This is a genomic window from Pseudomonas sp. WOUb67 (genome assembly GCF_050058005.1).
In the GTDB taxonomy this organism is placed as follows: domain Bacteria; phylum Pseudomonadota; class Gammaproteobacteria; order Pseudomonadales; family Pseudomonadaceae; genus Aquipseudomonas; species Aquipseudomonas putida_R.
Genome location: NZ_CP170112.1, coordinates 5,133,414 through 5,158,147 on the forward strand (window position 1 = coordinate 5,133,414; position 24,734 = coordinate 5,158,147).

Annotated in this window: 19 protein-coding genes; 5 read left to right on the forward strand and 14 right to left on the reverse strand. The window is 64.2% G+C overall.

Annotated elements, in window-relative coordinates:
- The first annotated feature begins 104 nt into the window (after nt 1-104).
- Complete coding sequence (gene mcpA, locus ABOC32_RS22790; RefSeq protein ID WP_426808966.1) at nt 105-1,991, forward strand: methyl-accepting chemotaxis protein McpA; 1,887 nt, start codon at nt 105-107, stop codon at nt 1,989-1,991.
- Between the two features lie 153 nt (nt 1,992-2,144).
- Here mcpA and ABOC32_RS22795 read toward each other — a convergent pair whose 3' ends face one another.
- Nucleotides 2,145-3,209 (reverse strand): YkvI family membrane protein, encoded by a 1,065-nt coding sequence (locus tag ABOC32_RS22795; protein ID WP_426808967.1) that lies wholly within the window; start codon nt 3,207-3,209, stop codon nt 2,145-2,147.
- Between the two features lie 177 nt (nt 3,210-3,386).
- On the opposite strand from ABOC32_RS22795, the gene ABOC32_RS22800 reads away from it, so the two are divergent.
- Entirely contained in the window at nt 3,387-4,445 is a 1,059-nt protein-coding gene (locus ABOC32_RS22800) for an IS110 family transposase (protein WP_426811631.1), read from the forward strand.
- 361 nt (nt 4,446-4,806) lie between these two features.
- Here ABOC32_RS22800 and ABOC32_RS22805 read toward each other — a convergent pair whose 3' ends face one another.
- Entirely contained in the window at nt 4,807-5,184 is a 378-nt protein-coding gene (locus ABOC32_RS22805) for a RidA family protein (protein WP_426808968.1), read from the reverse strand.
- Nucleotides 5,185-5,196: 12 nt separating this feature from the next.
- The gene (locus tag ABOC32_RS22810; RefSeq protein ID WP_426808969.1) at nt 5,197-6,333 is read right to left on the reverse strand and encodes an NAD(P)/FAD-dependent oxidoreductase; all 1,137 of its coding nucleotides are present in this window, start codon (nt 6,331-6,333) and stop codon (nt 5,197-5,199) included.
- Between the two features lie 115 nt (nt 6,334-6,448).
- Here ABOC32_RS22810 and ABOC32_RS22815 point away from each other — a divergent pair, with 115 nt between their 5' ends.
- Together ABOC32_RS22815 and ABOC32_RS22820 are read left to right on the forward strand one after the other, a co-directional pair.
- The gene (locus tag ABOC32_RS22815; RefSeq protein WP_234225938.1) at nt 6,449-7,042 is read left to right on the forward strand and encodes an XRE family transcriptional regulator; all 594 of its coding nucleotides are present in this window, start codon (nt 6,449-6,451) and stop codon (nt 7,040-7,042) included.
- Between the two features lie 107 nt (nt 7,043-7,149).
- Nucleotides 7,150-7,935, forward strand: a complete 786-nt coding sequence (locus ABOC32_RS22820) for a sulfite exporter TauE/SafE family protein (RefSeq protein ID WP_426808970.1) — start codon at nt 7,150-7,152, stop codon at nt 7,933-7,935.
- Nucleotides 7,936-7,938: 3 nt separating this feature from the next.
- Here the strand turns inward: ABOC32_RS22820 and ABOC32_RS22825 are convergent, their stop codons facing one another.
- From ABOC32_RS22825 to ABOC32_RS22845, 5 genes are all read right to left on the reverse strand, one after another.
- On the reverse strand, nt 7,939-8,478 hold the full coding sequence (locus tag ABOC32_RS22825; RefSeq protein WP_426808971.1) for a histidine phosphatase family protein: 540 nt from the start codon (nt 8,476-8,478) through the stop codon (nt 7,939-7,941).
- A 111-nt stretch (nt 8,479-8,589) separates the two neighbouring features.
- Nucleotides 8,590-8,928, reverse strand: coding sequence for a DUF3325 domain-containing protein (locus ABOC32_RS22830; protein ID WP_426808972.1), 339 nt, complete (start codon nt 8,926-8,928; stop codon nt 8,590-8,592).
- Nucleotides 8,925-10,445 (reverse strand): PepSY-associated TM helix domain-containing protein, encoded by a 1,521-nt coding sequence (locus ABOC32_RS22835; RefSeq protein WP_426808973.1) that lies wholly within the window; start codon nt 10,443-10,445, stop codon nt 8,925-8,927. Before ABOC32_RS22835 ends, ABOC32_RS22830 begins: the two co-directional genes overlap by 4 nt.
- Nucleotides 10,442-10,729 (reverse strand): iron transporter, encoded by a 288-nt coding sequence (locus ABOC32_RS22840; protein WP_426808974.1) that lies wholly within the window; start codon nt 10,727-10,729, stop codon nt 10,442-10,444. Before ABOC32_RS22840 ends, ABOC32_RS22835 begins: the two co-directional genes overlap by 4 nt.
- A 156-nt stretch (nt 10,730-10,885) precedes the next feature.
- Nucleotides 10,886-13,126, reverse strand: coding sequence for a TonB-dependent siderophore receptor (locus tag ABOC32_RS22845; RefSeq protein WP_426808975.1), 2,241 nt, complete (start codon nt 13,124-13,126; stop codon nt 10,886-10,888).
- Nucleotides 13,127-13,414: 288 nt separating this feature from the next.
- Here ABOC32_RS22845 and ABOC32_RS22850 point away from each other — a divergent pair, with 288 nt between their 5' ends.
- Complete coding sequence (locus tag ABOC32_RS22850) at nt 13,415-14,698, forward strand: arsenic transporter (protein ID WP_426808976.1); 1,284 nt, start codon at nt 13,415-13,417, stop codon at nt 14,696-14,698.
- A gap of 238 nt (nt 14,699-14,936) precedes the next feature.
- Here ABOC32_RS22850 and ABOC32_RS22855 read toward each other — a convergent pair whose 3' ends face one another.
- The 6 genes from ABOC32_RS22855 to ABOC32_RS22880 all read right to left on the reverse strand — a co-directional run bounded on the left by ABOC32_RS22855 (nt 14,937) and on the right by ABOC32_RS22880 (nt 24,715).
- On the reverse strand, nt 14,937-16,013 hold the full coding sequence (locus ABOC32_RS22855; RefSeq protein ID WP_086977823.1) for a 3-keto-5-aminohexanoate cleavage protein: 1,077 nt from the start codon (nt 16,011-16,013) through the stop codon (nt 14,937-14,939).
- A gap of 62 nt (nt 16,014-16,075) precedes the next feature.
- A complete protein-coding gene (locus ABOC32_RS22860; protein WP_426808977.1) occupies nt 16,076-17,716 on the reverse strand; it encodes a fatty acid--CoA ligase in 1,641 nt (546 codons plus the stop codon).
- Nucleotides 17,717-17,760: 44 nt separating this feature from the next.
- Nucleotides 17,761-20,286, reverse strand: coding sequence for an efflux RND transporter permease subunit (locus ABOC32_RS22865; RefSeq protein ID WP_426808978.1), 2,526 nt, complete (start codon nt 20,284-20,286; stop codon nt 17,761-17,763).
- A gap of 30 nt (nt 20,287-20,316) precedes the next feature.
- On the reverse strand, nt 20,317-21,393 hold the full coding sequence (locus ABOC32_RS22870) for a WD40/YVTN/BNR-like repeat-containing protein (RefSeq protein ID WP_426808979.1): 1,077 nt from the start codon (nt 21,391-21,393) through the stop codon (nt 20,317-20,319).
- Nucleotides 21,394-21,457: 64 nt separating this feature from the next.
- Nucleotides 21,458-22,816: a DUF1329 domain-containing protein gene (locus ABOC32_RS22875; RefSeq protein ID WP_043203011.1), complete on the reverse strand. Its 1,359-nt coding sequence runs from the start codon at nt 22,814-22,816 to the stop codon at nt 21,458-21,460.
- A 33-nt stretch (nt 22,817-22,849) separates the two neighbouring features.
- Complete coding sequence (locus ABOC32_RS22880; RefSeq protein ID WP_426808980.1) at nt 22,850-24,715, reverse strand: DUF1302 domain-containing protein; 1,866 nt, start codon at nt 24,713-24,715, stop codon at nt 22,850-22,852.
- Nucleotides 24,716-24,734: the final 19 nt, after the last annotated feature.

Consider the following 24,734-nt stretch of genomic DNA (forward strand, 5'->3'; position numbering starts at 1 on the left):
GCGCTTCAATCTTTTACCCCTTGAGCCGATATCCCGGTCGATAGGCCCCGCAATGCGTCATGAGCGCGCTGCGACCTCCCCTCATTGGCTCAAGGTCTCGAAACATGAACCTGAAATTTCGCCACAAGATCCTGCTCAGCGCCTGCGGCGTCGTGGTCCTGGCATTTGCCCTGTTCACGCTCTACAACGACTACCTGCAACGCAACACTATTCGCCAGAACATCGAAGCCTCGGTGCAGCAGTCCGGTGCACTGACCGCCAGCAGCGTGCAAAACTGGATGAGCGGGCGCATCCTGGTGCTGGAAAACCTGGCCCAGGACATCGGTCAGCAAGGTGCCGGCGAGACCCTGGCCGGGCTGATCGAGCAGCCTTCCTACACGCGCAATTTCCTGTTCACCTACCTGGGCCAGGCCAACGGGGTGTTCACCCAGCGCCCGGACACCCAGATGCCTGCCGGTTACGACCCCCGCCAGCGCCCGTGGTATGGCGCCGCCGCCAGCGCCGGGCAAACCGTACTGACAGCCCCGTACCAAGGCGCGGTCGGTGGCCTGATGGTGACCATCGCCACCCCGGTGAAGAGCAAGAGCAATGGCGAACTGCTGGGTGTGGTCGGTGGTGACGTGACCCTCGACACCCTGGTCGAAATCATCAACTCGGTCGATTTCGGCGGCATCGGCCATGCCTTCCTGGCCGACGCCAATGGCCAGGTCATCGTCAGCCCCGACAAAGATCAGGTGATGAAAAACCTCAAGGACATCTACCCCGGCAGCAACCTGCGGGTTGCCGCCGGCATGCAGGATGTCACCCTCAACGGCCAGGAGCGCATCATCTCCTTCGCCCCGGTGGCCGGCCTGCCTTCGGCGCAGTGGTTCATCGGCTTGTCGATCGATAAGGACAAGGCTTACGCCGCGCTCAGCCAGTTCCGCACCTCGGCGATCATCGCCATGCTGATTGCCGTGGCGGCCATCGCCGGCCTGCTCGGCCTGCTGATCCCGGTGCTGATGAGCCCGTTGACCACCATGGGCCGTGCCATGCGCGACATCGCCGAGGGTGAAGGTGACCTTACCCGCCGCCTGACCGTGCAGAACAAGGACGAGTTCGGCGAGCTGGCCACCTCGTTCAACCGCTTTGTCGAACGCATTCATGCCTCGATCAGCGAAGTGTCCTCGGCCACCCGCCTGGTGCATGACCTGTCGGAGAAAGTGGTCAGCGCGTCCAACGCCTCGATCAGCGGTTCTGAAGAACAGAGCATGCGCACCAACAGCGTGGCCGCGGCCATCAACGAACTGGGTGCCGCCACCCAGGAAATCGCCCGCAACGCCGCCGATGCCTCGCAGCACGCCAGCGGCGCCAGCGAGCAGGCCCACGGTGGCCGTGAAGTGGTCGAGGAAGCGATCAGCGCCATGACCGCCCTGTCGCAGCGCATCAGCGAGTCCTGCGCGCAGATCGAAACGCTCAATGCCAGCACTGATGAGATCGGCAAGATCCTTGATGTGATCAAGGGCATCTCGCAGCAGACCAACCTGCTGGCCCTGAACGCCGCCATCGAGGCGGCCCGTGCCGGGGAAGCCGGCCGTGGCTTTGCCGTGGTGGCCGATGAAGTGCGCAACCTGGCGCACCGCACCCAGGAATCGGCGGAAGAGATTCACCGCATGATCACCAGCCTGCAAGTAGGCTCGCGCGAAGCGGTGCACACCATGAACACCAGCCAGGTCTCCAGCGAGCAGACCGTGCAAGTGGCCAACCAGGCCGGTGTGCGCCTGGCCAGCGTGACCCAGCGCATTGGTGAAATCGATGGCATGAACCAGTCGGTGGCTACCGCTACCGAAGAACAGACTGCCGTGGTCGAGAGCCTCAACCTGGACATCACCCAGATCAACGCCCTGAACCAGCAGGGGGTGGAGAACCTCAACGACACCCTGCGCCATTGCGACCAGCTGGCCCAGCAGGCCGGGCGCCTGAAGCAGCTGGTGGGCAGCTTCAGGATCTAACCGCTGGATTCAGGCGGCAACGGCCAATGCTTGTTGTCGCCTGTACCGGCCCAATCGCCGGCAAGCCAGCTCCCACTTGACCGCGCCGACCGCAAGGCCTGTGCAGTACCTGTGGGAGCTGGCTTGCCGGCGATTGGGCTGCGCAGCAGCCCCTTATGCCACCGCTGCTTTAACGGCCCTGCCCCGCCGTACCCAGGCCAGCAATACGGCCGCCATCAGCACGAACCCCAGGTAGCCAAAGAACGGGTACACCTCGCCCACCAGACTGATGAACCCGACCAGGCTGCAACCAAACGCCACCACCCCGGTAACCACCGAGCCCCAGCGGAACTTCGCCGTGCCCGCCGGCAGCAGCCGCGAAAGGAACGAGAACAACGTACCCACCGCGGTGTTGACGATCATGCCGAAAATGATCAGGCACATCACCAGCCCCAGCAAAGGCGACACCTCGTTGGCAATCGACAGCATCGGCATGGGCAAGTCGGCCACGCTGTCCAGGCGCGACAAGAGCCCGGCACTCATCACCAGCATCAGGCCGCCCAGCGCCGCGCCACCGAGCAGGCCACCCCACATGGCGGTTTTTTCGCCCTTGGCCGAACCGCCCAGAATGGCCAGGATCGGCGCGCCGGCCACGATGTTGTAAGACACATACAAGAACGCGCCCAGCAGCCAGTGGCGGGTGCCGGCCTGCTGCTGGCTGGCCAGGTGATCGAGGGCGGCGAAGCTCTGCTCGCGGGTGAACACGGCGTACAACGCGATTGCCGACGCCACCAGGATCAACAGTGGGGTGATGGCGCCAATGGCCAGGATCACCTTGCGTACGTCCAGGCACACGATGCCCACCACCACCAGCGTTACCAGCACGCTGCCGGTCAGTGCCGGAATGCCGAACTGCTGCTCCAGCAGCGCGCCCCCGCCGGCCAGCATGACCACGGTGACGGCGAACATGAAAAAGGTGATCAGCCAGTCGACGAACAGGCCCAGGTGGCGGCCGCAGATGGCCTGGATCACATCCTTGTGCGAGGTGGCCTGCTGGCGGTTGCCCAACGCCGCCAAGGCCATGCCAAGGAAGGTGAACAGGGCGGCGCTGACCATCGCCCCGACCAGCCCCCACATGCCGAAATCGACAAAGAACAACAACAGTTCCCGCCCCGAAGCGAACCCCGCCCCCACGATCACGCCGACAAATGCACCGGCAATCTTCAGCTGCTCTTGCATGTGAACCTCTGGATTTATTGTTGTTGTCTTACTGCCACTGCATATCTCTTGTAATCGATGGACTCGCCCCCGCCGAGGCATCACAGTGCCACGGTGGCGTTCAAAGAAGCCAACGGCAGCGAGGGCGAGACCATGAAAAAGCATAGTTCGAAGCACGATCCCCTGTCTTCCACTGATGTGGAGCTTTGCACAACCATCTGCGTAGACCTGGCCAAACAGGTCTTCCAGTTAGCAGGCGAGGATGCTGCCGGTCGGGTGATCTACGAAGATCGCATCAAATCACGGCAGGCTTTCCATGATTTCCTGCTCAAGCTGCCAGCGACAGTGACCGTCTTGATGGAATGCGGTCCAGGTGCACAAGCCTGGGCCAGGCTGCTGCAGACCCAAGGTAATCCGGTTCGCATCCTGCCTGCGCAACGAGTGGCCGAACACCGCAGCGGCGCGAAGAACGACCGAAACGACGCCCATGCCATTTTGCGTGCCGGTCGCGATACCAGCATTGCCTCGATACCGATCAAGAGCACCACAGCATTGGCAATTCAAGCGTTGCACCGTGTCCGACGCGGCAGCATCAAGCGGCATACAGCACTGGGCAATCAGATACGTGGCTTGCTGCTTGAGCATGGCGTGTCGATGCCCCAAGGCGATGCCGCGATCAGTGCGCATGTACCGCGAGCTCTTGAGGATGCCACCTTGCCCCTGCCTGATTTGTTGCGCGAGTTGCTCGATGAGCTGCTGGCTGACTGGCTCTATCTAGGTGAGCGCATTGCGGTGCTGAGTAGGCGGCTCGAAGCAACAGCCCAGGAAGATGAGGTCGCACAGCGGCTGACCACCATTCGTGGCGTCGGCCCAATCATTGCCACGGCAATCGTGGCGAAACAGACGGAGCCCAGCCGCTTCGCCAGTGGCCGAATGTATTCTGCTTTCTTCGGTATCGTGCCCGACCAGCACAGCAGCGGAAACAAAATCAGACTGGGCAGGATGAGCAAGCGAGGTGACGGCTACATACGCAGCCTGATGATCCAAGGCGCGCATGCTGTCTTGAGTCAGCTGAGGCCTGATTCCGATCAGCCAGACGATCGCCGCCTCTTGCGCTGGCTGTCCCGCCTTGGGCGCAAGGAGGCGGCGATCAGGCTGGCTAATCGAAATCTGCGCATTATCTGGGCCCTGTTACAGAGCAATCAGGTTTACCAACGCAAACCGAACAACAACTCGGAGGCTGCTATGAGCCTCTGACCAACCGAGCAATGCCACCGGGGCGCCGAGCGCTCCAACCCCTGCTAGTGAACATTGACCTTTGGTAAGACCGTCGCAGACAGATGCCTCCGCTCCTACAGGCCTGATGTACTGGCCTCAATGTAAACGGCACGCTGCGAGCTCACCACGATGTTGGCCAGAAGCGAAAAGCTTCCTCGAATAGGCCTGATACATAGATGCAACCGGGCTCCTATGTTCAAAAGCAGCTAGACAGTGTGGGCGAGTCCATACATAGGAGCAGCCTTGCGCTGCGAAGAGGCCAGTAAAGCCAAAGCACTTGCAACGACCTTACCGGCCTCTTCGCAGCGCAAGGCTGCTCCTACAAAAGCTCTGTGTTTGGTTACTCGTCGCCGACAAACGCCTGCACTTCAATCTCCACATCCACCCCCAGCGCCAAGGCCGAGGCCACGGTCGAACGCACCGGCAGCGCCGCGCCGAAGAACTCTTTGTAGACCTCGTTGAAACCGGCGAAGTGGCTCATGTCAGACAGCCATACCGTGGCCTTTACCACTTGGTCGAAACGCCCGCCGCACGCCGCCAGGCTTTCGGCGATGCGCTCGCAGGCGGCGCGGGTCTGGGTCTGGATATCACCGCGCACCACTTCGCCGCTGGCACTCATCGGCACCTGGCCGGAGAGGAACAGGAAACCACCGGCCTTCACGGCACGGGAAAACGGGAACGGCAGGCTGCTGGGGAAACGCTGGATGTCATTGCTCATGGGATGCTCCTTTCAAGGTTGCTGGAAACGGGCCGGGGACAGGCGCTCGGGCGCCACGCCCTGGCTGACAAGACCAGGGCACAGGGGTTGGCCAAGCAGCAGGTCGGCGGCCAGGCGCGAGGCGCCGGCGGCGGACTGGATGCCATAGCCACCTTGCGCCGCCAGCCAGAAAAACGCGGGGACGTGCGCATCGAAACCGATCACCAGGTCACCGTCGGCGACGAACGAGCGCAGCCCGGCCCAGGTGTGGCTGGGGCGGCGGATCGCCAAGGTGGTCATGGCTTCGATGTTGTAGATGCCCAAGGCGACGTCGAGCTCTTCGGGCGCGGCGTCCTGGGGTTCGACCGGGTCGGCATTGGCTGGCGACCCCAGCAACTGGCCGGCGTCGGGTTTGAAGTAGAAGCTTTCGTCGACGCCGATCACTGCCGGCCAGCGGGCGAAGTCCTGGTCTGCAGGGCCGGGGAAGGTGAAGGCGCTGCGCCGGCAAGGTTGCAACCCGATGCGCGCCACGCCGCACTGCTCGGCCACGCGGTCAGCCCAGGCGCCCGCGGCGTTGACCAGCTGGCGCGCCTGCAACCGGCTGCCGTCGCCCAGTTCCACCTGCCACAGGCCGTCCAGGTACCAGGCCTGGATCAGCTCGGCGTTGCAGCGCAGCTCACCGCCGGCAGCGCGATAACCGCGCAAGAAGCCTTGGTGCAAGGCGTGAACATCCAGGTCCATCGCACCCGGTTCAAGCACTGCGCCGGCCAGGATTTCGCCACGCAGGCTGGGCACCAGGGCCAGGGCGGCGTCACGGTCAAGCAGGCTGACTTCGGTGCCATTGGCCAGGTTCTGCGCGTGGGTCTGCTCAAGCAGCTCGCGCTGCTCCACGCTGGCCACATACAGGCAGCCGCGCGGCTCCAGCAGCGGGTGCTCGCAGAAGCCTTGCGGCGGCTTTTCGTAGAAGGCCCGGCTGGCGCGGGTCAGTGCCTGGATCTGCGGGGTGCCGTAGGCCTCCATGAACATGGCCGCCGAACGCCCGGTGGAATGGTAACCCGGCTGCGACTCGCGCTCGAGCAACAGTACGCGCTGCTGGCCAGCCAGGCGATAGCCCAGCGACGCACCGGCAATGCCGGCGCCGATGATCAGGGTGTCGTAGGTCGGGGTCATGCGCGCTCCTGCCAGGCTAATTATCATTTATGAGAATTCTAATATATGAGAATTTAGAAATACGCAAGTGTCCAAGGTAAGATGCCCGACCAACGCCGTATGCCGAGAGCCCTGAATGCCCGCTGCCCTACCCCTGCTTGACCGCACTGTAGTCGGCCAGCGCCTGCGCCAGGTGCGCAAGGCGCGCCAGATGACCCTCAAGCAATTGTCCGAAGCCAGTGGCGTGCCGGTGTCCACCCTGTCGAAGATGGAGCTGGCACAAGTCTCGGTCAGCTACGAGAAGCTGGCCGCCGCCGCACGGGCGTTGAATGTCGACATTGCCCAGTTGTTTCGCGCCAGCGGTACGGTCACCACCCCGGTGCCGGTGACCGTGGTGGTCGACTCGTTACCTGCAGCGGCGGGGTACTCCACCGGCACCTACGACTATCACCCGATCGCCGGGGACTTCCCCGAGCGACGCATGACCCCCGCCTATGCCCGCATCATCGCCCGCGAACGGGGCCAGTTCGACGACTTTATCCGCCACCCCGGGCAAGAGTTCGCCCTGGTGTTGAGCGGGCGCGTGCGTATCGAGTTCGAAACCGGTGAAGCCGTGAGCATCGGGCCGCAGGAAACCGCATACTTCGACAGCCAGGTGGGGCACATCTACCTGTCGGAAAGTGAGGATGGTGGGGACGCGCATGTGATGGTGGTGATGACCGATCGCTGAAGGGCTGCGCGGTTATAACCTAATAACGAACAAGTCTATTTGGCTATAAAAAAATCTATATGCTGGCTGCATCCGATAACGGGCAGAGATGGGCAGTCGAGTAGCGTATGGATGTAGGTTCTTTCGGTTTCACCATTGCTGGCCTGGTCGTGGGTTTCATCGTCGGCATGACCGGCGTTGGTGGCGGCTCGCTGATGACCCCGATCCTGTTGTGGTTTGGCATCAACCCGGCGACAGCCGTCGGCACCGACCTGCTCTATGCGGCAATCACCAAGGCCAGTGGCGTCTGGGTGCATGCGCGCCAGAAGAACATCGACTGGAAGATCACCGGCCTGCTCAGCCTGGGCAGCGTGCCGGCCGCAGCGCTGACGCTGTGGTTCCTCAGCACCCTGCACACCGACACCTCGGCGCTCAACGCCATCATCAAGCAGGGCCTGGCGGTGGTACTGATCCTGACCGCGCTGGCCATCCTGTTCAAGTCGCGCCTGCAGGCCTTTGCCAGCCGCCATGCCGGTGACCACTACCACCTCAGCGACCGTAGCCTGAACACCCTCACCGTGCTCACCGGCGTGGTGCTGGGGATAATGGTCACCCTTACCTCCATCGGTGCTGGCGCACTGGGTACCGTGGCGCTGTTCCTGCTGTACCCGTTTCTGGTTACGCGCCGCCTGGTGGGTACCGAAATCGCTCACGCCGTGCCGCTCACCCTGGTAGCAGGCCTGGGCCACGCCGGCATGGGCAACATGGACTGGTCGCTGCTGGGTTACCTGCTGCTGGGCTCGCTGCCGGGCATTTACCTGGGCAGCCACCTCACCGGTCGCATCTCCGACCGCGTGCTGCGTCCATGCCTGGCGGCGATGCTGTTGCTGATCGGCTACAAGCTGGCGTTCTGATCCTCAGCCCAAGCGCAGGCGCCACTGCCCGGTAAAGCTCAGCTCAAGGCGCGAAAGCGGCAGCACGTCGATACGCTGGCTGGCCTGCATCGGGCAGCCCAACACCTGTACCAGCACGGCGCGCATGACCATCGGGTGAGTCACCGCCAGCCACTCACCCGGCGTGTCGAAAGCCGCCAGCCAGGTGGCCACACGCTCGCATATAGCAGCGAACGACTCCCCACCATGCATCGCACTGGCCGGGTCTTGCAGCCAGTCTGCCAACGCCTGCGGCTGTTCGGTTTGCAACTGCTTCAGCGGCAAACCCTGCCAACGCCCCAGGTCGCAATCGGCCAATGCCGGCTCGATCTCCACCTTCTCTGACAACCACGCCGCCGTCTCGCAGGCCCGCCGCTCTGGCGCAGTCAGCACCTGCATGCCGGGCACAATAGCGTCAGGTTGTTGGGTCAACGGCAAGATGCCGTCCTCTGCACGGTGCAGGCGCCCGGTCTTCTGGGCCTGGGTCAGGGCATGGCAGATCAGGGTCAGGCGGACGGCTTTCACCGGGTCTCTCTCGCAGCAGGCTGGGGCCCATGGTTTAGCATGCTGCGAGGCTTTTGGCTGCAACAATGTCGCCGCCCGCACAAACGCGTATCCCGTGTGGGCGCGTTCAGGTCATAGATGGGTAACCACCTGCACCAATCCCCATACCGGCAGCGCTCCCACCAACCCCACCGCCAGCCGCGGCCAGTACGGCAGCAACATTACCAGCACCATCCCCGCCAACGACATCGCACCAAACCAGGCCACCGGCCCCATGGCCCAGCCCCAGGCCTGGGCGCACAGCACAAGGCTGGCCAGCAACGCCAACCAACCGGCACTGCGCAGGCTGATACGCCACACGCGTGGGCAGGTGCGATTCCACACCTGTTTGTAATGCCGCTCCAGCCCCTGGCACAGCCCGAGCATACCGGCATACGCGAACAGCACTGCGCCTGCAATCCACATCATCATGCCTCGGCCTCCTGCTGCCGCCCTGCCCGGGCCTTCTGCTGCACCGGCTGTGCTTGGCGCACCCGCCAGGCCACCAGCCCAACCAACACGCCCAGCACCAGCGCACAGGCCGCTACGCCCAGGCGCATGGCGTCTTCGAGGCCGCCAAACGCACCCAGGCCGATGCACAGCAAGGCCGTCAGCCACAGTTGCTCGGCCCATGCGCGGCGTGCCGGCCTGACGCCCGCATGCAACAGCGCCAGCAGCCAGACACCAAAGAACGCACGTACTTCCCAGCCCTCGCGCTGTACCAGTTCCACCGGCAACAAGCGGCTGGCCCACAGCAGCCCCACGCACGCCAGCAGCAAACCGCTGATGAAGCCCACGTTGCACACCTCGGCCACCCGGTACCAACGCCGTGCCGACGCGTCGGCAGTGGCACTGGCATACTTGCGCCCGCGTTTCACGCAGAACAGCACCAGGCCGCTGGCGATCATCAGGCAGCTGACCAGCCCGCAGACGAAGTACAGCCAACGCATCGGGTAACCACCGAACTGGGCGAATTGCAGGCCGACCATGACCCGCTGGGTCAAAGGCACCGTGCGCCATTCAGGCACGTCGCTGAGCAGTTGCCCGCTGACGCCATCGAAGACCATGGCCTGCCCCTTGGCCAGTGCGATGCGATTGCCCAGCTCGGGGCGGATTTCAACGCGCGCCGCTGCCGTGTTCGGGTTGCGAATGTTCAATCCGCCAATCGGCCCCAGCCGCGCCTCGGCCTGGGCCAGCAGCGGTGCTACATCCACCAGCGCGGCCGGCTGCCTGGCCAGGCCCCGGGGCTGTTCCACGCGGGCGTTGCCCTGGGCCTGGAAGTAGGCGCGCGTGTCACCGGCAAACAGCGCATCGACCCCGGCGGGAATGTAGATGAGCATGAAGATCACCAGGCCGGTGTAGGTGATCATCAGGTGGAACGGCAGCAACAGCACCGCACTGGCGTTGTGGAAATCCAGCCACGAACGCTGGCCCTTGTTTGGCCGGAAGGTGAAGAACTCCTTGAAGATCTTCTTGTGGATGACGATGCCGGTCACCAGTGCCGCAAGCATCACCAGCGCCAGCGCACCGACCACGAAAATGCCCCAGTTGCGTGGCAGGTCGAGGGTGAAGTGGAAGCGGAAGAAGAAGTTGCCGCCGACGCTGTCGCGCACCTCGATGGCCTCGCCGGTACGCGGGTCGAGCTGCACGCCACCGCCGTGGCGGCGCTCGCCCGTAGAAACGCGCAGCCCGGGCGCACGTTCGCTCGGCAGGCTGATACCCCAGTTGCCAGCCTGCGGTTCATGGGCCTGCAGATAATCGATAGCGCGCCGGGCAGCGTCGGCCTGGGACACCTGGGTGGCCGGGATTTCCGGCTGCATCCAGTGGTTGAGTTCCTTGTCGAACACCGCCAGGGTGCCGGTGACGAAGATGGCGAACAGCAGCCAGCCGAAGATCAGCCCGGCCCAGGTGTGCAGCCAGGCCATCGATTGGGTGAAGGTATTCTTCATGCCAGCCGCTCCAGTACCTGCGGCCAGAAGCCAATCAGGGCAAGGGGCGCGGCCAGTGCCAGCGGCGCCCAGGCGCGCAGGGCATCACGGCAGGCGAAGGCCCAGAGGATGGCGACGGTGTAGAACATGAACGCCGGCAGGGTTGCGACGATGACTGCATCGGCGGCAGAAAGCGGCAGGATGCGGGCCAGGCAGGCACTGGCGGCGTAGCTGAGGGCGTAGCCGCCGAGCAACGCGGCACTGCTGCGGGAGAGGATCTGTAGCCAGGCGGGAGCTTTGATCATCGGAGGGCTCCTTGAGTCCAGTGATGAGGCCAGGGCTGCTGCGCAGCCCAATCGCCGGCAAGCCAGCTCCCACAGGGACTGCACAGGGCTCGACGACCGTGCAGATTCTGTGGGAGCTGGCTTGCCGGCGAATGGGCCGCACAGCGGCCCCTTGGATCAGAAGTTGATGTTCAGCGCAGCAAACACCGCCCTGCCCGGCTGGTTATACGTATTGGCCCCCGAACTGCTGGCGTTGCCGCCACGCAGGATCTGCTTGTCGAACACGTTGTTCACCCCCACCCGCACGTCGTAGTTGGCGTTGAACTTGTACCCGGCGCTCAGATCCACCAAGCCATAGGCCTCGACGTCCTGCTGCGCGGCCTGGTCGTAGTTTTCCTGGGTGCGGTAGTTGTAGGTCGGCGACTTCTGCTTGCCGAAGTAGGTGCCCGCCACCTGGAACGACAGCTGCTCGGTCGCGCGCCAGTCCAGGGTGGTGTTGACCGTGTACTCCGGGATCACCGACAGCGGCTCGCCGGTCTCGCGGTTGTCGTTGTCGAGCATCCAGGTCAGGTTGGTGTTCCAGTCCAGGGTCGGCGTCAATTCGATGAAGAAGTTGCCTTCGATGCCTTCCACCCGGGCCTCGCCGGCGTTCTCCCACTCGGTCACGCGGCGGCCGCTGTTGATGGCATAGAGCACATCGGTACCGCCGATGATCTTGTTCTTGTAGTCATTGCGGAAGTAGGTCGCGCTGGTACGCCAGGTGCCGCGGTCGTACAGCAGGCCGATTTCCTTGTTCACGCTGATCTCTGGCTTGAGGTCGGCGTTACCTTGCAGGTAGCAGCCGCCGGAGTTGGTCTGCTCCACGCTACAGCCCTGGCCGCGGCTGTACAGCAGGTAGTTGGGGTTGGACTGGTAAAGGTTCGGCACCTTGTAGGCGCGAGCAATACCGCCTTTGACCGACAGCGCCTCGGTGAGCTTGTGCGACAGGTTCAGGCTCGGGCTGAAGTTGTCGCCAAACATCTCGTGATGGTCAAAACGCACGCCAGGCGTCACCGTTGTGTCACCGATGACAATGTTGTCTTCGACGAACAACGCGTAACTTCTGGCAGTCATCTTCGAGTTGCTGCGGTCGAACCCGCTGATCGCGTCATTGCCCGACCCACTCGGGTCGAAGCTTTGCGGGCGGAACGAGCCCTGGTCGTTGAGCGACTCGTACAGGTACTCGCCCCCCAGGGTCAGCACGTGCTCAGTGCTGCCCACGGCGAACGGCAAGTTGACCTCACTGTTCAAACGCGTGTTGCGCAGCCGCGACATCGCCGCGCCGCTGTCGTTGATCGCCCCTTCCGGGCCACCGGCCAGGCCCTCGTTGAGGCGCCAGTTGCGCACGTATTCGTAAGCCAGGGTGGTCTTGCTGGTGCCCCAGGTGAAGTCACCCAGGTGGGTCAGGTCGTAAGTGCTGCGCTGCATGACGTTGGTTTCGTGGCCATACAGGCTGGAAATCAGCGCGACGTCGCTGCCGCCGTTGCTGTTCATGGTGTCGCCAGCGTAGATGTTGCCTTGCCGGCTGTAGCCCGCACTGGCTTCGAAGCGGTGCTCGTCGTTGAGCTTCCAGCTCAGCAGGCCGTTGATGTCCTTGTTGCGCACACCCTCGCGACCGGCCACCAGGGCGCTGTTGGCGTGGCTGGCGTTGATGTCCAGGTCGTCGGCGTCGGTCTTGGCCAGGCCGCCGAACAGGCGGAAGCCAAGGTTATCGGTGAGGCCCCCGCCGAGGTTGAAGTTGGCCCGCTGGCTGGCGCCTTCAGCGCTGTCTTCGGGCAGCTGCGTGTACAGGCTGACGCTGCCTTTCAGTTCGTCGGTAGGGCGTTTGGTGATGATGTTGACCACCCCGCCCATGGCGCCAGAGCCGTAGCGTGCGGCCGCCGGGCCACGCAGGATCTCGATGCGCTCGACCGCTTCGGCCGGCACCCAGTTGGTCTCACCCCGGGTATCACGGTCACCGTTCCAGCCATAACGCACGGCATTGCGTGCACTGGAAGGCTTACCGTCGATGAGGATCAGGGTGTTTTCCGGGCCCATGCCGCGCAGGTCGATCTGCCGGTTGTTGCCGCGTGCGCCGCTGGCGCTGTTGCCGGTCAGGTTGACGCCGGGCTCGCGGCGGATGATATCGGACAGGTCATTGGACGGCGGGTGGCGCTTGATGTCGTCGGCGGTGATGATCGACGAACCCAAGGCCTGGCGCGCCTCGCGCTCGGCAGTGATCAGGGTGTCCTGAATCACCAGCGCGTTATCGGCAACCGGCACTTCCAGCACCTCACCCGCGCGCTGCTCTTCGGCCTGGGCCGCGGTGGCCACCATGGCCGGTGACGCCAGCGCGACGAACGCCAGGGCCAGGCTGTTGGGTGAAGTTCTGCACTGCATGGGTACATCTCCTGCGAATCATGAGCGAAACGGCACATCCCTGTCGGAAACCGGGAGCCCTCGCCCACCGGCCCGCAAACACAGTCTGGTGGCCAACAGGGGTGGTAAATATAGGGAGTTGCAAATGCGAGTAAATCTTATTTACGAAGTTTACATGTTTGTAACTGAACTTTGCTGAACCGCGCGGTAGAGCGCCGCATCCCCGCCCACGCAGAATCCTGGCCATGCTGAAGTAATTGCCTTCTGCACTGGCTACACTTGCCTTCCCCTGACCCGAGCCATCTGTTCATGCTCCCAGCCACGCTGATTTTCCTGTTCACCCTGACCCTGGTCATCTGGCAACCCAAAGGCCTTGGCGTTGGCTGGAGCGCCACCCTCGGTGCGGTTCTGGCCCTGCTGTGCGGCGTGGTGTCACTGCACGATATCCCCACCGTCTGGGCAATCATCTGGAATGCCACCGCCACCTTCATCGCCCTGATCGTCATCAGCCTGTTGCTGGACGAAGCCGGTTTCTTCGCCTGGACGGCGCTGCATGTGGCGCGTTGGGCCCATGGCGACGGGCGCCGCCTGTTTGCCTTCATGGTGCTGCTGGGGGCAGCGGTATCGGCGCTGTTCGCCAACGATGGCGCAGCACTGATCCTCACCCCCATCGTCATGTCGATGCTGCTGGCGCTGCGCTTTTCCCCCACGGCAACCCTGGCCTTCGTGATGGGCGCCGGTTTTATTGCCGACACCGCCAGCCTGCCGCTGGTGGTATCGAACCTGGTGAACATCGTGTCGGCGGACTACTTCGGGCTCGGCTTCAACGCCTACGCCGCCGTGATGGTGCCGGTGAACCTGGTGGCGGTAGCGGCCACCCTGCTGGTGCTGTGGCTGTATTTTCGCCGCGACATCCCGCTGCGCTACGCCACCGACGACTTGCAGTTGCCTGCCCTGGCAGTGCGCGACCGCGCCACGTTCCGCGCGGGCTGGGTGGTCCTGGTGGTGTTGCTGGCCGCGCTGTTCGTGCTGGAGCCGCTGGGCATTCCGGTCAGCGCCGTGGCCTCGGCCTGCGCCGCCGTGCTCTTCGCAGTGGCCGCCCGCGGCCACGTGATTTCAACCCGCCGGGTGCTGCGCGAAGCACCGTGGCAGATCGTGGTGTTCTCGCTGGGGATGTACCTGGTGGTGTACGGGCTGCGCAATGCCGGCCTGACCGACGCCCTTGCCGGGGTACTGGACTGGCTCGCCGGGCATGGGCTGTGGGCGGCGACGCTGGGCACCGGGCTGATCGCGGCACTGCTGTCATCCCTGATGAACAACCTGCCCAGTGTGCTGATCGGCGCCTTGTCGATCCATGCCAGCGAAACCCAGGGCGTGGTGCGCGAGGCGATGATCTACGCCAATGTCATCGGCTGCGACCTGGGCCCGAAAATCACCCCGATCGGCAGCCTGGCCACGTTGCTGTGGCTGCATGTGCTGGCGCGCAAAGGGGTGGTGATCGGCTGGGGGTATTACTTCAAGGTCGGCGTACTGCTGACCGTGCCAGTGCTGCTGGTGACCTTGGCGGCCCTGGCACTGTGGTTGAGTATTTGAGGTTGCCGGGCAGCTGCAGCCTTGCGCGGCGCCCGTCGGAACAACTGTCTTACGCAAACTTTGGATGTCCCTGCGATTCATTGTGGGAGCGGGCGAGCCCGCGAACACCGGCGCAGCCGGTGCCATCCACCCCGCTGGATTCTTCGCGGGCATGCCCGCTCCCACAGGTACCGTGCAGGCTTCAGGCTAATGCGATACCTGTAGGCGCAACTGTCTTTGAGGATTCTTCAACGAATGCTCAGTTGCCGTCAGCGGTTTCAGCCGTCTTGCGCAAGAAACCCTGCTGGCCGCCATTGCGGTTTGGCGCGAAACCATTGGCCTGCAGGCTTTCTTCGACGGTGTCGTAGAACACGCCGATCTTGCTGATTTCGCGAGCCTCTTTGGCCGTGGCGATCGGCCGACCGAACTCGCGCGAAATGCGCACCAGCTGCTCGATCTGCTGCACCGTGGACATCTTCTCGGTCTGCCCCTGGTTCCACAGGTTGTCTTCAATGCCGCAGCGCACGTGCAGGCCCATGGCGATGCCCATCATGTTGATCGGCAGCACGTTGCGCATCGAGCTTTCCACGGTGAGCACCGCCCCGTCGGGCACGGCCCGCACGATGTTGGCCAGGCTGTAGATGTTCGGCACGTCCATGCCGCCGCCGATGGCTACCCAGTTCATCACCAACGGGCCTTTGTAGATGCCACGGCGCATCAGGCGCTCGACCGACTCGAAGCTGTTCAGGTTGTAGCACTGGAAGGCGCTCTGGATACCGGCGGCGCTAAGGCGGCGCACGTGCTCCTCGACCCAGCCCGGCTGCGCGGGCACGGTCATTTCCTTGTAGGCCTCATACACCGCCGGGTCTTCCATCGAGGTCCCGCGCACATCCTGGTAGCCCCAGTGCTCCACCACGTTCATCTGCGAGGTGTTGACCGTGACCGTGACCTGATCGGGCTTGGGGTCGAGCTCGGCCAGCATGTGGCGGGTGTCGTCGCTCAGCCACTTGGCCGCAGCGCCTTCGGTCTCCGGGGCAAAGCTGATCGAACCACCCACCTGGATGATCATTTCCGGTACCGCTTCACGCACACCGGCGATCAGCTCGTTGAACTTGGACAGGCGCTTGGAGCCCTTGCCATCCAGCTCGCGCACATGCAGGTGGAGCACCGTGGCGCCGGCGTTGTAGCAGTCCACGGCCTTCTGTACCTGCTCGGCCATGGTCACCGGAATGTCCTCAGGGAAGTCGGACGGCACCCAGGAAGGCGCATAGGGCGCTGCGGTGATGATCAACGGCTGCTGGTTCTCGGTGAACAGGTGGCCATCAAGGAAGTTCATGGGGTGTTCCTTATCTTGTGATTGTTGGAAAGGTGTCGGTACAGACCGACGGCTATTGGGTTTCAGCAATGCATTTCGCGGATCAGCTTCTTGTTGATCTTGCCGACACTGGTCTTGGGGATGTCCGCCACGAAGTGCACCTGCCGCGGAATCGCCCACTTGTTGATCTGGCCACTGTCGACAAACTGCTTGAGGTGCGCTTCGAGCCCTACCTGGTCGAGGCTGTCACCCGGCATGCACACCACCAGCGCAATCGGCCGCTCGCCCCAGTGCTCGTCGGGAATGCCCACCACCGCCACGGCATTGACCGCCGCGTGCTGGCTGATCAGGTTTTCCAGTGCCAGCGAGCTGATCCATTCACCACCGGTCTTGATCACGTCCTTGATGCGGTCCTTGATCTCCAGCACCCCGTGGCGGTCGATCGAGCCCATGTCGCCGGTGTGCAGCCAACCGTCCTGCCACAGTTCGACACCCATTTGCGGCTCGTGCAGGTAGCCCTGGGTCAGCCACGGCGAGCGCACCACGATCTCGCCCAGCGCCTCACCGTCGTGGGCCACCTCGACGCCGGCCGCATCGACGATGCGCAGGTCGACCATCGCCACCGGGGCGCCGGTCTTGATCCGCTGCGCCACCTGCTCGCCCATGGGCAAGGCCAGGTCTTCGTCGCGCAGGTGGGTCAGGGTCAGCAGCGGGCAGGTTTCCGACATGCCGTAGCCGCTGAAGATCAGCATGCCGCGCTCGCTGGCCTGGCGCGCCAGGCCGTGGGTAAGCGCGCTGCCGCCGAGCAGGATCTTCCAGCGGCTGAAATCGGTGTGCCGGCTTTGTTCGCTGTCGAGCATCATCTGCAACAAGGTCGGTACGCAGTGGGAGAATGTCACCCCTTCATCGCGGTACAGGCGCACCAGCTTGTCCGGCTCGTAGCGGCCCGGATACACCTGCTTGATGCCCAGCATCGTGGCCGTGTAGGGCACGCCCCAGGCGTGCACATGGAACATCGGGGTGATCGGCATGTACACGTCGCTGGAACGCAGCAACGGCTGGCCGTCGTAGGCGGCGAAGGTGCCCAACTGGTTCAGGGTGTGCAGCACGAGCTGGCGGTGCGAGAAGTACACCCCCTTGGGGTTGCCGGTGGTGCCGGTGGTGTAGAACAGCGTGGCCACTGACTGCTCGTCGAAGTCCTCGAACTCGGCCTCGGGGCTGGCTGCCCCCAGCAGCGCTTCGTACTCGCCAAGCACCGGCAGCGAGGTGGCCGCAGCCTCCCCGTCCGTCAGTTGCAGGTAGCCTTTGACCGTGCGCAACTGGCCGTGCAGCTGCTCAAGCAGCGGCACAAAGTCGTCATGCACCAGCACCAGGTCATCCCCGGCGTGGTTCATGGTGTAGGCCACCTGCTCCGGCGACAGGCGAATGTTCACCGTGTGCAGCACCGCGCCAAGCATCGGCACGGCGAAGAAGCACTCCAGCGAACGGTGGCTGTCCCAGTCCAGCAGCGCGACGGTGTCACCGGCCTGCACGCCGGCTGCGCGCAGCACGTTGGCCAGGCGCCGCACCCGCTGCTCAAGCTCGCGGTAGGTGTAGCGCAGCGTGTCGGCGTAGACGATCTGCTGGTCCGGCTGGTGCCGCACACCCGACATCAGCAGGCGTTTGATCAGCAAGGGGTAGGCATAGGCGCCGGCTGCCGGCGGCATTATTTTTGTCTTGGCCATGACGTTGGCTCCCGTTTCCATGTTCGATTCGACTAAAAAGCTGACTACACCTGCACCCGCGCTTGCGCGCGCGGCACCTGGGTGCTGTCACGGGGCTGTGGTGCGGCTTCGCAGGCCGTGGGGGCCGCCGCGACAAAGCGCTTGTCCGGCAGCAGGAAGTGCGACAGGGCCGGGATCAGCAGCAGTGCGCCGAGCATGTTCCAGAGGAACATGAAGGTCAGCAGGATGCCCATGTCGGCCTGGAACTTGATCGGCGACCATGCCCAGGCGACCACGCCAGCGGCCAGGGTGATACCCACCAGCCCGACCACCCGGCCGGTGAAGGCCACGGCGTTCTGGTAGGCCTCGCCCAGCGTGCGGCCCTGGCGCTGGTAGTGCAGCTGCACACTGAGCAGGTACAGCGCGTAGTCCACGCCGATGCCGACGCCCAGGGCGATCACTGGCAAGGTGGCCACTTTCACGCCAATGCCCATGGCCACCATCAGCGCCTCGCACAGCACCGAGGTCAGCACCAGAGGCAGCAGCGCCACCAGGGTGGCGCGCCAGCTGCGGAAGGTGATCAGGCAGAACAGCGTGACCGCCAGGTAGACGAACAGCAGCATGGTGCGGTTGGCTTCGCGCACCACGATGTTGGTGGCGGCTTCGATACCGGCGCTGCCGGCGGCCAGCAGAAACTGCCGGTCGGGGCTGCTGTTCTCGCGGGCGAAGCGGTCGGCAATGGCCACCACATCGTCCAGGGTCTGGGCCTTGTGGTCCTTGAGGTAGGCGATCACCGGCATCATCGAGCAATCGGTGTTGAACAGCTCCGGGGCGTTGACCGAGGCCTGCTGGGCGGCGTAGTTGAGCATGTCCTGGTTGCGCTGCAGGCTGCTCATCTTCGGGTTGCCTTCGAAGGAGCCCGCAATGATCTGGCGCACGGCGTTGACCAGCGACACCGTGGTCTGCACCCCGGGGTACTGCTGCAGTTGCCAGGCCAGGCGGTCGGCGAGAATCAGCGTCTTGTAGCTCAGGCAGCCTTCCGGCGGGGTCTTGATCATCACCGCGAACAGGTCGCTGGACAGCGCGTAGTGGCTGGTGATGTAGGCGTTGTCGCGGTTGTAGCGCGAATCGGCGCGCAGCTCCGGCGCGCCACTGTCGAGGTCGCCGATCTTCAGCTGCAGGCTCACCCAGAAGCCGCCCAGGCCCAGCAGCGTGGCCACCAGCACCGCGCCGGTGGCCCACTTGCGCGTGGTGAAGCGGTCGAGGGCATCCCACAGCTTGCCGAAGCCCCGGTGCTCGGCGGCGCGCTGGTCAATGCGCAAGGCACGCTCGGACGCCTTGCGGCCCACGCCAACGTAAGACAGCGACACCGGAATCAACAGCAGCGAGGTGAAGATCAGCACCGCCACGCCGATGCTCGCGGTGATCGCCAGGTCCTTGATCACCGGAATGTCGATCAGCATCAGCACGGCAAAGCCCACGGCATCAGCCAGCAGGGCCGTGACCCCGGCCACGAACAGGCGGCGGAAGGTATAGCGCGCCGCCACCAGCTTGTGGGTGCCACGGCCGATGTCCTGCATGATGCCGTTCATCTTCTGCGCCGCGTGCGACACGCCGATGGCGAAGATCAGGAACGGCACCAGGATCGAGTACGGGTCGATGGCATAGCCCAGCCAGCCGACAATACCCAACTGCCACACCACCGCCGCCAGGGAGCAGAACACCACCAGGAGGGTACTGCGCACGCAGCGGGTGTACAGGAAGATGATCACCAGCGAGGTGACCACCGCCAGGGCGAAGAACATCATCACCTGGATCAGGCCGTCGATCAGGTCGCCCATCAGTTTGGCAAACCCGATGACCCGCACCTTGTACTTGCCCTCGCCTTCCTTGCCGGACGCGCGCGCCTTGCTGTCGCCGCCGTATTCGTACTTGTCGCGCAACTGCTGTTCGAGCATCTGCGAGAACTGCCGGTAGTCGATACCGCGCCCGGTGGCCAGGTCGTGGTCGAGCAGCGGCACCACCAGCATGCTGGACTTGAAGTCGGTCGCCACCAGGCTGCCGACAATGCCGGCACGGTTGATGTTCTGGCGCAGCTGCTCGATGTCGGCCGGCTTGCCCTGGTAGTCATCGGGCATCACCGCGCCACCCTGGAAGCCTTCTTCGGTGACCTCGGTCCAGCGCACCCCCGGGCTCCACAACGACTTCATCCAGGCACGGTCGACGCCCTGGGCAAGGAACAGCTCGTCGTTGATCTTTTTCAGCACGTCCAGGTATTCGGGGTCGAAGATATCGCCCTGGGTGTTCTCCACCACTACCCGCACCGAGTTGCCCAGGCCGCGCAGCGACTTGCGGTTGTCCAGGTAGTTCTGGATGTAGGGCTGGCTCTGCGGGATCATTTTCTCGAAGCTGGGCCGCAGCTCCAGGCGGGTGACAGCCACATACCCGAGCACCAGCGTGGCCAGCACCATGAACAGCATGAACAGCGGGCGATAGTTGAAGATCATGCGTTCGAGCAGGTTGCCGGAACGTGGATCGAAATCCCGCAGGTCGCGGATCACCGGCATGGTGTCTTGCTTGATGTTGGCCATCACGAGGCTCTCTTGGAATGCTTGTGGGTCTTAGCGGGCTGGCAGCACGCGCACACCGCGCTCACCTACCAGCACGGTGCCGTTGCCGCGGGTCTGCAGGGCAGCCGCCACGGGTGCCAGCGGCACCTGCGGTTGCAGGGCGAAGCTCTGGCCGCCGTCGTGGCTGCGCAGCACATGCCCGGCCTGGCTGAACAGCCAGTAGTCACCCTGGCTGTCGAGGCTGGCGGCGGTGATGCTCTGGCCCAGCCCGGTGTCGACCTTGGTCCAGCTCTGGCCGCCGTCGAGGCTGCGTGCCACATGGCCACGCAGGCCATAGGCAAGCACTTCGCCGGGCTTGCCGAGAATGCCGAACCAGGTGCCCTGGTAAGGGCCAGGCAGGGCGAGGAAGCGCTGCTGCCGGGCGTTCCACTTGAGCAGCAGGCCCTGCTCGCCGGCCACGTAAAGGTCATCGCCAACCGCCCGGATGGCATTGAGGTGCAGGCCTTGCGGGTTGTCGGTGCGGTCCTGCATCGGCACCCAGCTTTCGCCACCGTCGTCGGTGCGCAGGATCAGGTTGAACACGCCCACCACATAGCCGTGCCGGGCATCGGTGAACCACACACCCAGAAACGGCTTGTCGGCACCCTCCTTATCCAGGCGCTGGCCTTCGGCGACGAACTGCGGCCATTGCGCATCGTCGGGGTAGGCCTGTGCCAAGGCCTGGTAATGGGCCGTGACCAGCGCGCCGATCTTCCGGCCATCGAGCTGCACGGCCCAGTTCACACCGCCGTCACGGCTGTGCAGCACCACACCATCGTTGCCGACCGCCCACCCCTCCTGCGGGGTTGGGAACGCCAGGGCGTTGAGGTCGGCGCTTACCGGTACGCTGGCCTGGCGCCAGTCCTGGCCCTGGTTGTCGGAATACACGATGTGCCCACGGGGCCCCACCGCGACCAGCCGCTCACCGGCCCGCACCACATCGCGCAGGGCGCTGTGCACCGCTAGCGCACTAGGCTCGGCCGGCAGGTCCAGCACATCGACGTAGGCCGCCTGGGCCATACCGCAGCTGCCGCCCAGGGCGAGCGTGATTGCCAACGCCCACGGCGCATACTTGTTCAAAGAAGCCATGCCACATCCTCTGCAAAACCTGACGGCGGCCACTTGCGGGCCGCCGCCGGACGGGTCGTCGGGGTCAGCGAATGCCGGCGCCGGCCAGGGCTTCCGGCGACCACTGCGCCTTGGACAGAGGAGCGATGTACTCGATACCGCCGTGCGGGCCGATCAGGCCGTTGACGTTGTAGGTGCCACCGACCAGGTCGTAGACCACGTGCGGGTTGTTGTTGGGAATCTGCACGTCGTAGCTCTGGGTGAAGAAGCTGAACGAGCCGCGATACAACTGGCCACGGGCGTCGTACTGGTCAGAAGCCAGCGCAAACCAGCTGTCCTCGTCCAGGTAGAAGCGGCGCTTGGCATAGATGTGGCGGGCATTGCCCTTGAGGGTGCCCTCCACTACCCAGACGCGGTGCTTTTCCCAGCGCACCTGGTCGGGCGAGAGGTGGTTCGGCGTGGTCAGGGGTTTCGGGTCGTGGATGTAGGTGAGCTTGTAGGTGTTGTACGGCACGTACATTTCTTTCTTGCCGACCAGCTGCCAGTCGTAACGGTCCAGCGCACCGTTGAACACGTACACATCGTCGAAGGTGCCGGAGCCTGCGGTGCCGGGGTTTGGCGTGTCGTAGGCCAGGTTCGGCGCCAGCTTCACCCGGCGCTGCCCAGGCAGGTACTGCCAGGCACGGCGCTCTTGCACCAGCGGGTTGGCGGCGTCCTTGAGCATCATCGACTCACCGGCGCGGCGTGCCGGGCCTTCGAAGTACAGCTTGGTCTGGAAGTAGATGTCCTTGGGCTCGATGACCTTGTTCAGGTCTTCGTAGATCGGGTAGGCGTTGTACGCCAGGCCCGTGGTGGCCAGGGCCGCGACGCCGGCGGAGTCGACGTTCCAGGAATCATACTTGGCTTTCTGTGCCACACCCTGGTAGCGCAGCAGGTGGTTCCACATGGCCTCGGCGCCCGACTGCGGGATCGGGAACGGCACGCCGGGCAGCACATTTTCGATGGCCATGCCGTCCTGCAGGGACTTGGCATTGGCGGCATTTTTCAGGGTGTTGTCGAGCAGCACCTTGGGCAACGCCGCGGTGCGGTGGCTGGGGTACACATCGATGTGAAAGCTCGGGAAGCGCTTGGCCAGCTCTACGGTGGTAGCGGTCAGCGAATCCTTGTACTGGTCGACGTTCTTGCCGTCGATCACCAGCAGCGGTTTCTCCGAGGCGAAGGGGTCGGGGCGCACGGTATCGCCCTGCTTGAAGCCGGCAGGCGGGGTGTTCAGGCCACCCTGGTAGGCCGGGATCGCGCCGTCGGCACTGGCGGCCTTGTCGGCGCCGACCAGGGTCAGGTCCTTGCCCAGCCGGGCGACGTCCTGGGCCGGGGCGGCCGCATGGGCATTACCGGCAATAACGACCGCAAGCGAGGCCGACAGCAGGCTATTGAGATACTTCATCGCGTTTCTCCGCTTGTTGTTGTACTAGGAGCTTCAGAAGGTGGTCTTGAACGAGGCCGTGACCATGCCGCGATCTTTCAGCAGCGGCGCCAGCCCGGCCTGCGAAGTGATCTGCCCGGGGATGCACTGGTAGCGCCCGTTGGTGCCCGGGGTGTTGTTGTCGGTGCCGGTTTCGCAGGTATCGAACTTGCCGAAGGAGTCGACGTACTTCAGGTCGAACTTGTACTTCTGGTAGACGTCGGCGGCGATCCCGATCGAGTAGCTGCCGGAGTCTTCGTTACCACCCAGCTGCACGGCCGAGTTGCCCTTGAGGCCGACGTTGTAGGACAGCGGCAGGGTGATATCGACCCCTGGCAGCGCCTGGAACCAGGTCGGGGTGAAGTTGACCGCCAGGGTGTAGGCGTTGGTGGTGACCTTGTCGACGCCTTCGTAGCTGGCGTCGCCCTTGAAGGTCTGCTCGCCCTTGTCGACGCTGACCAGGTGGGTCATGGCGCCTTCCACGGCCAGCGACGAAGCGTTCCACAGCGGTGTGGCGCCGAACGCCACCAGGCCGTTGAGTACCACATGCAAGGTCTTGCCGCGGGCCAGCCCGGTTTCACCGTGGCCTGGCACTTCGCCGATCAGGTTGGTGCCGCCGGCGGTGCCGGCCAGGGCCTGGTACAACGGCCCGTTGATGGTGGTGAAGTTGCTGATCAGCGGCATGTTTTCGCGGTAGTTGACGTCCAGCCCCACGCTCACCGGGCCGACGCTCTTGGCCAGGCTGATGCCGTAGATATCGATGTCGTCCGCGTAGGCCGTCATGTAGCTGGTGCCTTCAAGGCTGCCCGTGTGCAGGTTGGGGGCATTGATCAGCACCGCGGGGGTCGGGTCGGAGGTGTTGCGGTAGTAGAAGCCCAGGGTGCCGTCGAGCCATTCCGGGCTCCACTTGGCCATTACGCCGAAATCGCCACTGTTGTGCGGGCGGATGTCATGCCCGCGGGGTGCGCCATAAAAGGCACCGGCAGCGCCGACCGCGTTGGGCACCGGCAGCCAGAAAATGTCGGCACCGTCGCCAAGCATGTCGTAGGCGCCCATGTAGGTGCCCCCTTCAGGCAGGCGCGAGTTGTCGAATTCGAGAAAGTACTGGGCCGCCAGGGTCAGTTCCGGGTTGATCGTGTAGCTCAGCGACAGCTGTTTGCGCGGCAGGAACAGTTCCTTGGTTTCGGTGCCGGGCACGTTGTACAGCTTGGCCAGGTCCAGTGCCGACTGGCCATAGTTGATGCCGTTGGCAGCGTTGAACAAGGTCTCGCCCCAGTACACCGAGTGCCAGCCGAGCTTGCCGCTCACCATCGACTCGTCACCGATTTCGGTGCTGTAGAACACGAAGGCATCGAGAAACTCGCCAGACGGGCCGTTGTAGTACCGGTCGCTGTAATTGCTCAGGCCATGGCGCCTGGACGGGCCGCCCTGCAGCACAGTGCCGGCCGGCAGGCCACCGGCCGGTCGCGCCAGCACCAGGTTGCCGGCATTGCCCGCCTGGCCGGGAAACGGGTTGGAGTTGGAGTCCACGTCGTCATAAGCGTGGTCGTACCAGCTCGCAGCACTGACACGCATACCCATGCTGCCCTGGTACACCACGTCCAGTTCGGTCAGCAGGTCGACCCGCTGGGTCACCGCGCTGCCGACGCTGAAGTTCTTGTCACCGTCGTTGAGGTTGGCGGTGCGGGCGACCTTGGCGTTCTGGCCCTCCACCCGCTGGCCGTAGCTGAGCTTGGCGGTGTTGTCGAAGCGCACGTTCCAGTCAGGGTCGGCGAGGTCGAGCTGGAATGCCTGGGCAGCCGGCGCGCCGGCGACCAGTACCAGGGTGGCCAACAGATTGCGGCGGTGAAGGCAGAAGAGAACGTTCTTATTGTTGTTCATGCGGTATCTCTGCTTGGGA

Coding starts and splice junctions, on each gene's coding strand:
- mcpA (WP_426808966.1), top strand. CDS start 105: ATGAACCTGAAATTTCGCCACAAGATCCTGCTCAGCGCCTGCGGCGTC.
- ABOC32_RS22795 (WP_426808967.1), bottom strand. CDS start 3,209: ATGCAAGAGCAGCTGAAGATTGCCGGTGCATTTGTCGGCGTGATCGTG.
- ABOC32_RS22805 (WP_426808968.1), bottom strand. CDS start 5,184: ATGAGCAATGACATCCAGCGTTTCCCCAGCAGCCTGCCGTTCCCGTTT.
- ABOC32_RS22810 (WP_426808969.1), bottom strand. CDS start 6,333: ATGACCCCGACCTACGACACCCTGATCATCGGCGCCGGCATTGCCGGT.
- ABOC32_RS22815 (WP_234225938.1), top strand. CDS start 6,449: ATGCCCGCTGCCCTACCCCTGCTTGACCGCACTGTAGTCGGCCAGCGC.
- ABOC32_RS22820 (WP_426808970.1), top strand. CDS start 7,150: ATGGATGTAGGTTCTTTCGGTTTCACCATTGCTGGCCTGGTCGTGGGT.
- ABOC32_RS22830 (WP_426808972.1), bottom strand. CDS start 8,928: ATGATGATGTGGATTGCAGGCGCAGTGCTGTTCGCGTATGCCGGTATG.
- ABOC32_RS22835 (WP_426808973.1), bottom strand. CDS start 10,445: ATGAAGAATACCTTCACCCAATCGATGGCCTGGCTGCACACCTGGGCC.
- ABOC32_RS22840 (WP_426808974.1), bottom strand. CDS start 10,729: ATGATCAAAGCTCCCGCCTGGCTACAGATCCTCTCCCGCAGCAGTGCC.
- ABOC32_RS22845 (WP_426808975.1), bottom strand. CDS start 13,126: ATGCAGTGCAGAACTTCACCCAACAGCCTGGCCCTGGCGTTCGTCGCG.
- ABOC32_RS22850 (WP_426808976.1), top strand. CDS start 13,415: ATGCTCCCAGCCACGCTGATTTTCCTGTTCACCCTGACCCTGGTCATC.
- ABOC32_RS22855 (WP_086977823.1), bottom strand. CDS start 16,013: ATGAACTTCCTTGATGGCCACCTGTTCACCGAGAACCAGCAGCCGTTG.
- ABOC32_RS22860 (WP_426808977.1), bottom strand. CDS start 17,716: ATGGCCAAGACAAAAATAATGCCGCCGGCAGCCGGCGCCTATGCCTAC.
- ABOC32_RS22865 (WP_426808978.1), bottom strand. CDS start 20,286: ATGGCCAACATCAAGCAAGACACCATGCCGGTGATCCGCGACCTGCGG.
- ABOC32_RS22870 (WP_426808979.1), bottom strand. CDS start 21,393: ATGGCTTCTTTGAACAAGTATGCGCCGTGGGCGTTGGCAATCACGCTC.
- ABOC32_RS22875 (WP_043203011.1), bottom strand. CDS start 22,816: ATGAAGTATCTCAATAGCCTGCTGTCGGCCTCGCTTGCGGTCGTTATT.
- ABOC32_RS22880 (WP_426808980.1), bottom strand. CDS start 24,715: ATGAACAACAATAAGAACGTTCTCTTCTGCCTTCACCGCCGCAATCTG.